Annotated in this window: 12 protein-coding genes; 2 read left to right on the top strand and 10 right to left on the bottom strand. The window is 34.2% G+C overall.

Translation table 11 applies throughout. The features are described 5' to 3' along the window. Positions 1-148: 148 nt before the first annotated feature. The 9 genes from SOM12_RS17870 to SOM12_RS17830 form a co-directional block, all read right to left on the bottom strand. Positions 149-358, bottom strand: a complete 210-nt coding sequence (locus tag SOM12_RS17870) for a hypothetical protein (RefSeq protein WP_095931611.1) — start codon at positions 356-358, stop codon at positions 149-151. Between the two features lie 13 nt (positions 359-371). Next, a complete protein-coding gene (locus SOM12_RS17865; RefSeq protein WP_095931610.1) occupies positions 372-752 on the bottom strand; it encodes a DoxX family protein in 381 nt (126 codons plus the stop codon). Positions 753-1297: 545 nt separating this feature from the next. Beyond that, positions 1298-2029 carry a GNAT family N-acetyltransferase gene (locus SOM12_RS17860; protein ID WP_095931609.1) on the bottom strand — a complete coding sequence of 244 codons (732 nt, stop codon included), beginning with the start codon at positions 2027-2029 and terminating at the stop codon, positions 1298-1300. 74 nt (positions 2030-2103) lie between these two features. Next, positions 2104-2709 carry a Crp/Fnr family transcriptional regulator gene (locus SOM12_RS17855; RefSeq protein ID WP_320494677.1) on the bottom strand — a complete coding sequence of 202 codons (606 nt, stop codon included), beginning with the start codon at positions 2707-2709 and terminating at the stop codon, positions 2104-2106. 234 nt (positions 2710-2943) lie between these two features. Next, positions 2944-3405 carry a hypothetical protein gene (locus tag SOM12_RS17850; RefSeq protein ID WP_320494675.1) on the bottom strand — a complete coding sequence of 154 codons (462 nt, stop codon included), beginning with the start codon at positions 3403-3405 and terminating at the stop codon, positions 2944-2946. 408 nt (positions 3406-3813) lie between these two features. Then, positions 3814-5232: a TolC family protein gene (locus SOM12_RS17845; protein WP_095931606.1), complete on the bottom strand. Its 1419-nt coding sequence runs from the start codon at positions 5230-5232 to the stop codon at positions 3814-3816. A 128-nt stretch (positions 5233-5360) separates the two neighbouring features. Continuing rightward, a complete protein-coding gene (locus SOM12_RS17840) occupies positions 5361-8525 on the bottom strand; it encodes an efflux RND transporter permease subunit (RefSeq protein ID WP_320494673.1) in 3165 nt (1054 codons plus the stop codon). Between the two features lie 12 nt (positions 8526-8537). After that, on the bottom strand, positions 8538-9755 hold the full coding sequence (locus SOM12_RS17835; protein ID WP_320494672.1) for an efflux RND transporter periplasmic adaptor subunit: 1218 nt from the start codon (positions 9753-9755) through the stop codon (positions 8538-8540). Between the two features lie 247 nt (positions 9756-10002). Next, positions 10003-10596 (bottom strand): TetR/AcrR family transcriptional regulator, encoded by a 594-nt coding sequence (locus SOM12_RS17830; protein WP_068842436.1) that lies wholly within the window; start codon positions 10594-10596, stop codon positions 10003-10005. Positions 10597-11246: 650 nt separating this feature from the next. Between SOM12_RS17830 and SOM12_RS17825 the strand changes: the two genes are divergently transcribed. Both SOM12_RS17825 and SOM12_RS17820 read left to right on the top strand, forming a co-directional pair. Then, the gene (locus SOM12_RS17825) at positions 11247-12221 is read left to right on the top strand and encodes an IS110 family transposase (protein ID WP_320494668.1); all 975 of its coding nucleotides are present in this window, start codon (positions 11247-11249) and stop codon (positions 12219-12221) included. 123 nt (positions 12222-12344) lie between these two features. Continuing rightward, positions 12345-12704 (top strand): hypothetical protein, encoded by a 360-nt coding sequence (locus tag SOM12_RS17820; protein WP_320494667.1) that lies wholly within the window; start codon positions 12345-12347, stop codon positions 12702-12704. Here the strand turns inward: SOM12_RS17820 and SOM12_RS24155 are convergent. Beyond that, the gene (locus tag SOM12_RS24155; RefSeq protein ID WP_414655679.1) at positions 12696-13136 is read right to left on the bottom strand and encodes a DUF6896 domain-containing protein; all 441 of its coding nucleotides are present in this window, start codon (positions 13134-13136) and stop codon (positions 12696-12698) included. The genes SOM12_RS17820 and SOM12_RS24155 overlap by 9 nt on opposite strands. Positions 13137-13385 lie beyond the last annotated feature (249 nt).

The raw sequence follows: 13385 nt of genomic DNA, 5'->3' as shown, positions 1-13385 counted from the left end.
TTCATGTTTACCGATTGGTTTATTATAAAACCTCAGTACATTATCTGTGAAATTTAATTTATAGAATTAGGGAAACTGGTACTCCTTCAAATATACAATAAAAAATATTAAAATACTATAAATCAAGCATTTGAGAAGTGTTAATTTTTTAAGGAAGGGCTTCGCAGAAGTAACCGTGTGAATTTAAAATATCGATAATTTTTGTATTCGAAAAATCGGATGCATGAATACGGAGGATTTTGTCGCAATCTTCTAAATCGAAGTTGATCGAGCTGTCTGGATAATGCTCAAGAAGCTTCTCAATGATGATCAAACATTGAGCAGCTTCTTGAACATTTGTTTTAAAAACTTCAATCATAAAGTTTTGGTTGTTAGAGTGCTATGTTTTTATAACGATGTATTCTATGATATGTTACATACGATACAATTAAAACGGCAAAAACGATTAGAGGGAAGAATCCTTGAAAACCGATTCCGTCTACTGCAAAATGACTTATCGAAGCAAAAATAAAATCGAAAGCAAATCCTGCATAAGCCCATTCTTTTATACGTCCCGGAACTTGTGGAATAATTAAAGCTAAAACTCCGAGAATTTTAAATACAACTAATGCATTTCCAAAATACTCTGGATATCCTAGATGTTTGATTCCTTCCTTGGCCAATTCAGTTTGAGAGGTTAAAGCTGGCATAACGCCTTCAAATAAAAAGATTAAAATAGTAGTAGTCCAAAAAATAATTTTTGTTGTCTTCATTGGGTATTTGTTTTAAATGGTTATTAGTTAATGTATTACAAATGTACTATTCTTATTTTTTCATGAAATACCTATTTATGACTATTTTGGGGGCATTTGGGACAAGATTTTGATTTTAGATTTTAGAATGTAGATTTTAGAATGTAGATTTTAGAATGTAGATTTTAGATTTTAGAGTATAGAATATAGAATATAGAATATAGAATATAGAATATAGAATATGGATTTTAGATTGAAAATAGTTCTCGCAAAGGCGCAAAGGCGCAAAGTTGTAAAGGTTTTAAGTGTCTTCCTGAGCGAAGTCGAAGGATCGCATGCTGAATCTATTTAGTGTGCTTAACTGTACGAGTGCTTCGATTTCGCCCAGCATGACATTAAACATGAAGAATTATAATTAAAAAACCTTTGTCAAAGTTTCAATGAAAATAACTCACACAAAGACGCGAAGCCGCAAAGAAAAATAACTTAAAAAAGTAAACTTTGCGACTTCGCGTCTTTGCGAGAGAATTAATTTGCTGATAAATTGGAATTTTAAAATTTGGAATTTAACTCAGTTGGTAATTCGTAATAGTAAACAAATCCTCAAAACCTAATCTGGTATAAATGCCTTTTCCTAAAGCAGAAGCTTGTAGTTGTGCATATTTACAATTGGCATCAATAGCTTCGTTGATGGCGAATTTCATGATTTCTTCTGCAAAACCTCTTTTGCGCATTTCTGGAATAACACCAACGCCGTGAATACCCATTGTTTTTCCTGTTTGAAAAAGTGTTAGTGTTCCAATCGCTTTTCCTTCAAAATGAACCAAATAAAATTTGACATTTTCATAATTATGAACCAGTGTTTCTTTACTAATGACATAACTAAAAGATAGCGGATAAATATCTGACCAGGTTTTGGCATCTTCTTCATTTAGAACTCTTTTGAAAGTAAGCTTACTTTGAAGCGGAAATTTTTGACCTAATTTTAAAGCCATTGCCACAAGATGAATACGGATATTAAAGCCGTTTTTTTCAAAAAATGATTTTGAATTGCTGCCAAAAATATCCCAGTATGGAATAACCAAACCAGGATTTTTCTCCATGATTTCCATAATCTGCGTAAAGCTTTCTTCGGTAATATCTTCTCGAAACCATAATCTATTGGGCCAGCCTGAATTTTTTATTTGACTGAATTGGAACGGATCATTTTTATGATAGGAAAGGAGAGGAGTTGCAACAGTTTTCCAAAGTGTGGTAAGATTGTCAATATTATCTTTGATGAGATCTTTATTTTTCATTTTTTTTGGATATCGAATTAAATCTAAAACAAAGATAAAACGAGCTTTCCTGAAAAACCTTTACATATGTTGATTTACAAATCTTTTTCTAGACTTTTTCTAATTCGGCTTAACTGCGTTGGAGTAATGCCTAAATGCGATGCAATGTGCAATAGCGGAACACGATCTGCCATGTCAGGATGTTTTTCAAGAAGTGTGATATATCTTTCTGTGGCATTTTGCATAACGAGTGCGACTTCTCTTTGTTCTTTTTCGATAATCCAATGCCTTTCTAAGTGAGCGATATAGAAGTTTTTAAGATCGTCATTTTCGTTAATATACTCAATGTATTTTTTATAATTGATATTGATTACAATGGAATCTTCTAAAGCTTCGATAGTAAAATTGGAAGGTGTTTGAAGCATCAATGAAACTTTAGAACCCGCAAGATAATTTTCAAGAAAAAGGTTTTTGTTATAGAAATTTCCTTCTTCATCGGTTATAAAAGTTCGCAAAACTCCTTTTGCAATAAAATGAAGATTTTTAGCAATTTCTCCATTTCGTAATAGTGTTTCTCCTTTTTTAAGTGTTTGAAAACTGGTGATACTTTCAATTAGTTTCCAAGATTTTTCGGAAATAGGATAATAGCTTTCAATAGTCTGTTTTAGATTATTAAGGTATGTTTCTTTATTGAAAGTCATTTTTTTTTAGGGTTTGCAGCGAAGGCGTTAGGACACAAAGTTTTTGTTGCCACGAATTTCACAAATTTCCACGAATTATTTTTATAAATGTTTTCGAATAAAAAAGAAACTGAAAATTAATGATCAGCATAGAGAAATCTTTGAGACTTAGCGCCTTTGTGGCAAATAAAAAAAAAACCGCTAAAAAACAAAAAGCTTTATAGCGGTTTCTCAAAAGAATAGTAATTATTAGCATTAATCAGCATAATGATAAATACTTCTTTTAACTGTATTATCTATTTTTTCTAGCGTGACTTCGGTTACACCACCTGCATAGTTCATCGTAATCGCTACTTTGTCTTTAGTAATTTCATAATCAATAGACATTAATCCGTCTTTATTTACTTCAATAGATTTTTTTTCTGTTGGAAGAGTGGTCAAATAGTATTCTGATTCATCTACTTCTTTGTTTTTAATGATATTTTGATAAACCTGGTTAATATCTGTATCTTTTAGAATACATTCTCTTCCAGATCCCATTTCAACTTCTATATCCTTACAATCTCCTTCTTCTGGACTTTCCTCTTTTATTTCTTTTTTGGCTACGGTAACAGTATCAGCTGGGGTTTTAGCTGATTCTAATTCTTGCTCTGAACTGTTTTGTTTGCAACTTGTAAATAGTAAAGCTAAAAGCGCAAAAAATGCTATTTTCTTCATTAGTTTAAATTTGTTTAATTGATATTTTCTGCCACGAAGGCGCTAAAACACTAAGTTTTATTTTTCAAAAGTAAGAAAATAAGTTAAGATTTATTATTTTTTTGAGAAAGAGAAATCGCACGAAATGAGGCAAGAGGATTTAATTGCTGTTTAGAGCTTGTAGAGAAGATTTATCATTTCTAGCTATTACTTTTCATCTCCTTTAACGGCACTCAAAAGGACACAAAATAAGATAAAAATCCGTTTAATCTCCAATCCCGAAAGCATTGAGACTACAAGAAACTTAAAAAAACTTTGAGCCCTAGCGCCTTCGCGGCAAATTTAAAAACAAAAAACGCCATGAAACCCAAAGGTTCCACAGCGTTTTCATCTCAAAAAATAAATAATTAACGGGTAATGTAACAGGTATTATTTCCAGCCTCCGCCTAGAGCGCGGTACAAATCTGTATTGGCTGTAAGTTGTTGTCTTTTAATATCAGCAAGTTCTAGTTCACTTTGCAATAAATTGGCCTGCGCAGTTAAAACTTCAAGATATTCTGCCATACCATTTTTGAATAAAAGGTTGGCATTTTTAATTGCTTGCTGCAATGTTTTTACTTTTTCTTTCAAGAAAGTTTCCTGTTGTTGTAATTTCTCTACTTTAACCAAAGCATCCGAAACTTCGCTTACAGCAACCAAAACTGATTGTCTAAAACTTAAAACCGCTTTTTCTCTTTCCGCGACAGCGATATTATATTGTGTTCTCACTCTTTTGTTATTTAAAAGAGGTTGAGTTAACCCGCCTGCAACAGTTCCGAATAATGAAGCTGGAATGTTGAACCAATTGCTGGTTTCGAAAGAGTTTAAGCCGCCTTGAGCCGTAATTCTGAGAGCTGGGTATAAATCCGCTTTCGTGATACCGACATTTGCATTAGCTGCTTTAAGAGCCAATTCGGCACTTTTTACATCAGGTCTTCTGCTTACTAAGGCAGATGGAACTCCGATTGCTGTATTGTGTTTTACTTCAATTGCACTTAATTGAATAGATCTTTCTTTAGAATTTGGAAAAGAACCTGTTAAAACACTCAAAGCGTTTTCCTGAATCGCAATATTTTGTTCCAATAACGGAATCAATTGCGCTGAGTTTAATTTTTGTGCTTCCGATTGTTGAATCGCCAAAGTGGTTACCTGACCCGCATCGTATTTTAATTTGATAATATTCGTTGTACTATCATTTAAACGAAGGTTTTGTCTGGCAATATCCAATTGTGCATCTAGCATCAAAAGATTATAATATCCTCTAGAAACATTAGCAACAATATTGGTCTGCAATGCTTTTTTTACTTCTTCAGATTGAAGATATCCTGCGTAAGCCCCTTTCTTTTGGTTTCTGATCTTTCCCCAAATATCAGCTTCCCAAGAAAGAGAAGCTCCAGCAGAATAGTCGTCAATATGTTTAGCTCCAATTGCCTGATTTAAGTTCAATCCCGTAAAACTATTGTCTGACGGATTGCTTGTACTTGCGTTTACAAATAAGTTAACCTGAGGTACATTTCCCCATTTTGACTGCGTAAAACGGTATTGCGCAATTTCGATGTTCTTTTCGGCAATCTGAAGGTCGTTGTTTCTCGCAACGGCACTGTCAATTAATTTTATAATATCTTTTTCTGTAAAGAAATTTTTCCACTCCACATCGGCAATACTGGTTGTATCACTCGAAACCGATGCATTCCTGAAATTCTCAGGAAATGCATCTTTTGGAGTTTCAATATCCTTTGAGACTTTACAGGATATTAAAGTCGTGATCAGAATGGCGAAGGTCACGATTTTGGTTATATGATTTTTCATTAGTCTTTTTATTAAATTTCTGTACAAGTATCTTTTCTAGTTTCTAGATCTCTTGAGATTCTGTACGATATATATCCGATGCCAAATATGATGGCGACAAGAATGGTTGTTATATAGTTTTCCATTTATTATTTTTCTTCGTTATGAATTACAGCGATTGGTTTCCCACTCACTTTTTCTTGTAAATGCTGGAAGATGATGAATAAAACAGGAATAATAAATAATCCTAGAATTACTCCCGAAAGCATCCCTCCAGCTGCCCCAATACTGATGGAGTGGTTACCTTGTGCAGATGGGCCTTTGGCACTCATCATTGGAACTAAACCTACCACAAAAGCAAGAGACGTCATGATAATTGGTCGCAAACGTAATTTTGCTGCCATGATTGAAGCTGCTACTAAACCTTGTCCTGATCTTCTTCGCTGCGCCGCAAATTCCACAATCAAGATGGCATTTTTGGCGAGAAGCCCGATCAGCATGACAAGAGCAACTTGTACGTAAATATTGTTTTCAATTCCAGTTAGACCAATAGCAACGAATACTCCAAAAATACCTGCAGGGATCGATAAGATAACGGCTAGAGGAAGGATATAACTCTCATACTGTGCAGCAAGTAAGAAATAAATGAATATCAAACACAGTAAGAAAATTGTAGCCGATTGCCCTCCGGAAGAAATCTCCTCACGAGTCTGGCCCGAGAATTCAAACCCGTAACCTGCAGGTAATTGTTGTGCTGCTACTTCTTCAATTGCTTTAATGGCGTCTCCAGAACTAAATCCAGGTTTCGGAATCGCATTAATAGAAATTGAGTTAAATAAATTGTATCTAGAAGCGGTTTCAGAACCATAAATACGAGTTAGTTTAACTAATGTATTTATTGGCACCATTTCGCCTGTTTTGTTTTTTACAAAAACTCTGTCAATTGCTGTTGGATCTGCTCTGTCTTCGATATCGGCCTGAACAACCACTCGGTAGTATTTACCAAATCGGTTAAAGTCAGATGCCTGTGCGCTACCAAAGTAAGCCTGCATCGTTTGTAAAATGTCTTTTACATTAACACCCAATTGATTCGCTTTTTCGTCGTTAACTTCCAATTGCAATTGTGGATAATCTGCTTTGAAAGAGGTAAAGGCAACTGCAATTTCCGGACGTTTCATTAATTCGCCGATAAAGTTTTGAGAAATACCGCTGAATTTATCCAGTTTTCCTCCTGTTTTATCCTGAAGAACTAAATCTAAAGCCTCAACGTTACTAAATCCAGGAACAGTTGGGAAACTGAATACGAAGAAACTTCCGCCAGAAATAGCGCCCAGTTTACCACGAACCTGATTCATGATTTCGTCAATGTTTTTTACTTCTCCACGTTCTTCGTTTGGTTTAAGCAATACGAAAACTACTGCAGATGATGGACTTGTAGAGTTGGTCAATAAGTTGAAACCTGAAATTGCGGTTACAAATCGTGAAGCGTCTAATGCTTTTAAAGTATTCTCAGCTTCAGTCATTACTTTTTGAGTTCCGTCCAATGATGTTCCAGATGGCGTATTTACTGCAATCGCAATAAATCCTTGATCTTCTGTTGGAATAAACCCTTGAGGAGTTGTTTTTACCATTACCACTGTTGCCAATGTAATTAAAGCCAATCCGCCTAAACTCAACCATTTTCTTCTGATTAAGAATTTAAGTCCGCCTGTGTAACGGTTTGTCAACGATTCAAAACTGCTATTGAAAGCGCTAAAGAATTTCTCTTTAAATCCTTTTTTTACATAAGGCGCGTCGTGATCGTGAGCTCCGTGATTATCTTTTAAGAATAATGCGGCAAGCGCGGGGCTCAATGTTAAAGCATTTACAGCCGAAATTACAATTGCAATCGCCATCGTAAAAGCAAACTGACGATAGAAAACTCCTGTTGAGCCTTCCATAAAACCAACCGGCAGGAATACAGCAGCCATTACCAGCGTAATCGAGATAATAGCACCCGTTATTTCGTGCATTGCTTCATGGGTTGCGATTTTTGGAGACAAACGTTTGTGCTCCATTTTCGCATGCACCGCTTCGACTACCACAATGGCATCATCGACCACAATACCAATCGCCAGAATTAATGCGAAAAGTGTTAAAAGGTTGATCGAAAATCCGAATAACTGCATGAAGAAGAACGTTCCTAAAATTGCTACAGGTACAGCAATGGCCGGGATTAATGTTGATCTAAAATCTTGCAAGAAGATAAATACCACAATAAATACCAGTATAAAAGCTTCTATTAACGTATGTTCAACCTGTTCGATAGATTGGTCAAGAGATACTTTTGTACTATAGAAAATATTGTGTTTGATTCCTTTTGGAAAATCTTTAGAAGCCTTTTCCATCATTTTGTTAATGGCAATCTGAATATCATTTGAGTTAGATCCAGCTAACTGAATAACCCCAATTACAATTCCTTTTTTACCATTTAAACGAGTTAAACTATTGTAAGAGTACGCACCCAATTCAACTCTCGCTACATCTTTTAAGCGAAGTACTGAGCCATCTGCATTAGAACGTATAGCAATATTTTCATAATCTTCTGGTTTAGTTAATTTCCCTTTATATTTAATAACGTATTCAAAAACTTCTTTGCTTCGCTCTCCAAATTTCCCTGGAGCCGCTTCCAAACTTTTGTCTTGAATAGCACCCATAACCTCACTTGGAGTTACTTTATAAGTTGACATTTGTGTTGGATTCAACCAAACACGCATAGAGTAATCTTTTACACCACCAAAAATACTGGCAGAACCTACACCTGGAATACGTTTTAATTCCGGAATAATATTAATCTGCGCATAATTGGCCACAAACGTCTGATCGTATTTTGCTTCATCATCAGTGTACATACCAATTGCCATGATGAAACTGTTTTGCTGTTTCGCTGTCACAATACCTTGCTGTACAACCTCTGCAGGAAGCTGGCTTGTTGCCTGCGCAACACGGTTTTGTACGTTTACCGCAGCTTGATCGGCATCTGTACCCAGTTTAAAGAAAACTGTAATAGCCAAAGTACCGTCGTTACTAGCTGTAGAACTCATATAAGTCATGTTTTCTACACCATTTATAGATTCTTCGATAGAAGGTGCCACAGAACGTAAAACCGTTTCTGCGTTGGCTCCCGGATATACCGCCGTTACCAAAACCGATGGTGGCGCAATATCAGGAAACTGTTGTAAAGGCAGTTTAGTTAAACCCAATACTCCCAGAATCACCAATAAAATGGAAATTACGGTTGCCAGTACAGGTCTTTGTATAAATATTTTGAACATTATTTCTTCTGATTATTTTTTGTTAGTTACTTCGGCAACTTTAGTTGATTTTTCAGGCTGAATCGCTTGCCCGTCCTGAAGTTTGTCAATACCGCTTAACACGATTTGGTCGCCGGTTTTTACACCTTCTTTAATTAAATAATTGGTACCGCTTTTACCCACAACAATGATTGGCATTTTAGTCACTTTGTTGTCTTTGCCTACAGTGAAAACAAATACTTTGTCTTGCATTTCAACTGTAGCTGACTGCGGTACTAAAATCGCATCGTCATGGTTTAATCCTAAACGGATTCTTCCTGTGTTTCCAGAACGTAACGTTCCGTTTGCATTTGGGAAAGTTGCTCTAATTGTGATGGCTCCTGTAGTTTTATCAAACTGACCGTCAACCATATCAATTTTTCCGGTTTGAGGATAAGCGTTGTTATCAGCTAAAATCAAAGTAACTGGAGGTAATTTTTTGATTTTATCACCAAGAGAACTTCCTTTATATTGCTCTTTAAAGTTGATGAAATCAGTTTCGCCTAAAGAGAAATAAGCAAATACTTCGTGAACGTCTGATAAAGTTGTTAAAGCCTCAACATCAGAAGCAGAAACTAAACTTCCTTGTTTTTTAGGCAGTCTTCCTATGTAGCCGCTTACAGGAGCGGTTACGTTGGTATATCCTAAATTGATTTTAGCAGAACCTACCATTGCTTTTGCCTGTTCGATATTGGCAGAAGCAATTTTTTGTGAAGCTTTAGCTGTTTTTAACTGATAATCAGAAACTACTTTGTTCTGAACTAGCGGAGTCAATTTGTCAACTTCTAAATTAGCGTTGATTAAAGCCGCTTCTGCTGCGTGAAGACTTGCTAAAGCATTGTTTAACTGCTCGCGAAACGGACGCTCATTGATTTTAAATAAAGTTTGTCCTTTACTTACATAAGCACCTTCGTCAACAAAAATTCTGTCTAGGTTTCCACTTACTTGAGGACGAATCTCAACATCAACAGTTCCTTGTATAGAAGCAGGATATTCAGCATCAGTAGTGGTATTGGCACTTGTGATTGCTAAAACTGGTAAAACCGGTGGAGGTGGAGCAGTAGGAGCTTGATTTTTGTCGCCACAGCTGCTTAATACTAAGGCCAGAATAAAACTGGTTATAATTACATTTTTCATTTTCATAGTGGTTTTAATTGGTTGAACATTTTCTCGGATTAATTCTTTGGGCATTCTGGCATTCTCGGGATTCATATTTAATTGAATTAAATTATCTAACGTTGTTAAGTAAAAGTGCGCAAATTTCCATACAGTAAGCCTTTCCAATTCTATTACAAAATCAGTATTAAATTATCTAACGATGTTAAGTAAAAGTCTAAAAAAAAGCTTTTATTACCTTTATTAAATTTTCTAACAGTGTTAAGCGAAAGTTATAAAAAAAAGGATTTTATATTATCCCGTTTAAATCATTTTACACTGTTAAGTAAAATTGGAAAATTTTTTATTGTATAGATTTTATGATACCACCAATGGCATCCTTCAAAATCTGAGCATTTATTGTTTCTAAAATATCGCTTTTGTTAATGATGTTGATGGCGATTAAACCATGAATAACAGAAAAGAAAGTAAAATATTTTTGTTTAATGATATCTTGACTCGGATTGCTGTCTTTCATTACTTCAGCAATAACCTGAGTGAATAATTTGTAAGGTCCCTCTTGAGCCGAACATCGCTGTGCGCAACAAGTCATTTGAACACCAAACATCAGTTGATACATTTCAGTATTAGTAAAAGCGAAGTCCCAGTAAGTCATCCACATGGCTTCTAATTGATCTTCGGGTTTTTCAAACTTATCAATTGCAATTTGCAGTTCTTTTGTCAGTTTGATAAAACCTTTGCCTGTTAGTTCTTCTAATATTGCTTCTTTATTTGAGAAATATTCATAAATAATAGGAGCAGTATATTCGATTCTGTCGGCAATTTTACGCATACTCAAACCATTCCAGCCTTCTTCTTTTACGATATCATAAGCAGCGCCAAGGATATTATTCCTTGTCTCTTCTTTTTGTCTTAAAATTCGATCTTTGCTAGCCATTGTATTCAAGTATTAAATCGTTTAACACTGTTAGGCAAATGTATGGCGGATTTTTGAATTTCAAAATATTTTTATCATAATATTTTCTTATTGTTCCATAGATGGATTAGGAAGCCTTGAATTTATTGAGGTTTTCACTTTTAATATTTTTTAGAAGCAGGACATTTTTCGTTTTTAAGAACGTTTTGTCCCGCTCTACATTATATTTTTTGTGGTGAACCCCACCACAAAAAGATGTCATTTCGATCGGGGCTAGGAGAGAACATAAATTTTTTCATTAGAACTTTGTCAAAGTTTACCACAAAGTTTGTCATTTTCGAGGAACGAGAAATCTTCACAAGTAGCTCGACAAAGATTATCGATTTAGATTGTGGAGTTTCTTGCGAAGATTTGCTTCGCCTATTCGCTATCGCTCGGGTCTCGTTCCTCCTTTAGATTTGTTTTTTGAAATTTTAAGTAGATTTATGATTGAGAAAGGAAGCAAAAGTAAACTGTTCGTTCCTCCGAGCTTGTGACTCATATTTCGATTAAGACTTTAGCTTCCTTTTCATCAAAGACTCAGATAGAAATTTGGGCTAGTGACCCGTTATTAAGGAGTTGAGCTTATGATGAATTTCTCAAATCATTTGTTGAATCGTAAAAGCAAAGTTATGAAAAACATTATTATCGGCATTGATATCAGCAGCAAGACTTTGGATATTTGTGTTAAAGAGGAATCAGTAAATTATTTTTCTATTGAGAATAAGATTCAGGCAATAAAGCATTTTTTCAAAAAATATTCAGGTGAAAATGTAATGATCGCTATGGAAAATACTGGCAGATACAATTGGAATCTGTTTGAAGCACTTGAAAAATTCAACTTTAAGGTTTATGTAATATCTGCTTTGCATATCAAGAAAAGCATAGGTCTTGTCAGAGGCAAAAATGATAAAATTGATGCGTTGCGAATTTGTAGTTTTATTGAAAAAAATTATCAGGAAAATAGGGAATGGAAACCAAGTTCCTGCTCCATTAAAAAGATAAAAATATTATTAACCGAAAGAGCTTTAAGAATAAAAATCAAAAAACAGCTTATGGTTCAGCAGCATGACTACAAATTAATGAAAGGCATTGCAATGGATAAAGAATTGAAAAGCTTAAACATCAAACTTATTAAAAGCATTGATGCACAGATTAAGATTATTGAAAATGATATTGAAAAAGTAATACATAATGACCAAAGTTTAAGCCAGCAACAGAAACTGATAAGATCTGTTCCTGGAGTGGGCCAAGTTCTATCATGGACATTATTATCAAAAACAGAAGGTTTTACAGTTATAACTGATCCAAGAAAAATGGCATGCTACAGCGGAGTCGTGCCTTTTGATTTTCAATCTGGAACATCATTAAAAAGAAGACCCGGAGTATCAATGCTTGCAGATAAAAACCTAAAAACCATTCTGCATTTGGCAGCAATGAGTGCAATTAGATTCGATAATGATCTGAGAAGATATTACATTAGAAAAGTTGATGAAGGAAAAAACAAAATGAGTGTTTTAAATGCTGTGAGAAACAAAATAATCCATAGAGTTTTTGCAGTAATAAAAAACCAAACCTTTTATGAAAAAGATTTGGTTTTATCATAGAAATCGAAATGACAAACTAGTTAGAAATTTACATCCGCTTATCTTTTCTCAAAATAACGTTTTATATTTACCTATATTTTTTTGTCAAATTTTAGATTAGAAAATCAATAAAAAACAAAACAAATGAGTTTAAAACAACCTCATAAATTAAGAATCGATCTTGATCAAATTCAATATTGTGGATGGGACGATGACGGATATCGTAAAATACTACATAATGGAGTTTTTTATACAGGATATTTAGTATTAGATAAAAATCTCGACGGAACTGTCTCATTTGAGAAAGAATACAAAAATGGAAGTCATTTAGGTTGGGATAATGAATACAATGAAAATGGACAACTAACCAGAACTTCATTATCAGTTGGAGAAACTACATTATGCTTTTACGAATATGACTCAGATAATAAAATAATTAATGGAGGAAAACTAACGGATGATGAATATTACCAAAAAATGGTAAAAAGATATGAATTAGATTAATTTTTCAACAAAAAATGCTTCTTGGACAACTCTATAACATTTAAAAACACATCCAAAATTTTTGCCTTCAATTTTTTCGAAAGTTAACCATTCTAAAATTCCTTTATTTATAAATTGATAAAGTTCATACTCGATATAATCTTCAGTATAATTTAGTTTCTGATATTCTGGATGAGTTCTTATAAGTTCAGTAAGATTCCATTGGAAAAATTCGATTATATCCTTTTCAAAAATTGAAATATCGTAAGCATAAATAACACCATCTTTTTTTGCAGTGCATCCACTTCCGTGAAAATAATATTCAATTCCGTCAATTGATCCTACTCTTTCAAAAAAAGTTCGAGAAAACGAACATGGATTTACGTTTTGTTTGTATTTATCTTTTAATAAAGCTTCGAAGCTTCTGATAAATGTAATGTAGTCTTTTAAGATTTTTTAGATCATAATTTGTAGTTCAAATCTAAATCTAATAATTCTATTTTCAAAAGAAATTTCCCAATCTTGTCATTTCGACCGAAGGGAGAAATCACACTCGTAACCACATAGATTGTCTATTATGTTTGCGGAATCCCGCGTGTGATTTCTCGTTCCTCCTTTAGATTTGTTTTTTGAAATTTTAAGTAGATTTATGATTGAGAAAGGAAGCAAAAGTAAACTGTTCGTTCCTCCGAGCTTGTGACT

Source organism: Flavobacterium sp. CFBP9031, from assembly GCF_034044945.1.
GTDB lineage: Bacteria > Bacteroidota > Bacteroidia > Flavobacteriales > Flavobacteriaceae > Flavobacterium.
The sequence above is the reverse complement of the archived record's forward strand: the minus strand, read 5'-3'. Positions and strand labels throughout refer to the sequence as shown.

What these genes read in the sequence shown, in the direction of transcription:
- SOM12_RS17825 (WP_320494668.1), top strand. Translation starts at nt 11,247, where the DNA reads ATGAAAAACATTATTATCGGCATTGATATCAGCAGCAAGACTTTGGAT.
- SOM12_RS17855 (WP_320494677.1), bottom strand. Translation starts at nt 2,709, where the DNA reads ATGACTTTCAATAAAGAAACATACCTTAATAATCTAAAACAGACTATT.
- SOM12_RS17845 (WP_095931606.1), bottom strand. Translation starts at nt 5,232, where the DNA reads ATGAAAAATCATATAACCAAAATCGTGACCTTCGCCATTCTGATCACG.
- SOM12_RS17820 (WP_320494667.1), top strand. Translation starts at nt 12,345, where the DNA reads ATGAGTTTAAAACAACCTCATAAATTAAGAATCGATCTTGATCAAATT.
- SOM12_RS17865 (WP_095931610.1), bottom strand. Translation starts at nt 752, where the DNA reads ATGAAGACAACAAAAATTATTTTTTGGACTACTACTATTTTAATCTTT.
- SOM12_RS17850 (WP_320494675.1), bottom strand. Translation starts at nt 3,405, where the DNA reads ATGAAGAAAATAGCATTTTTTGCGCTTTTAGCTTTACTATTTACAAGT.
- SOM12_RS17835 (WP_320494672.1), bottom strand. Translation starts at nt 9,755, where the DNA reads ATGAATCCCGAGAATGCCAGAATGCCCAAAGAATTAATCCGAGAAAAT.
- SOM12_RS17840 (WP_320494673.1), bottom strand. Translation starts at nt 8,525, where the DNA reads ATGTTCAAAATATTTATACAAAGACCTGTACTGGCAACCGTAATTTCC.
- SOM12_RS17830 (WP_068842436.1), bottom strand. Translation starts at nt 10,596, where the DNA reads ATGGCTAGCAAAGATCGAATTTTAAGACAAAAAGAAGAGACAAGGAAT.
- SOM12_RS17860 (WP_095931609.1), bottom strand. Translation starts at nt 2,029, where the DNA reads ATGAAAAATAAAGATCTCATCAAAGATAATATTGACAATCTTACCACA.
- SOM12_RS17870 (WP_095931611.1), bottom strand. Translation starts at nt 358, where the DNA reads ATGATTGAAGTTTTTAAAACAAATGTTCAAGAAGCTGCTCAATGTTTG.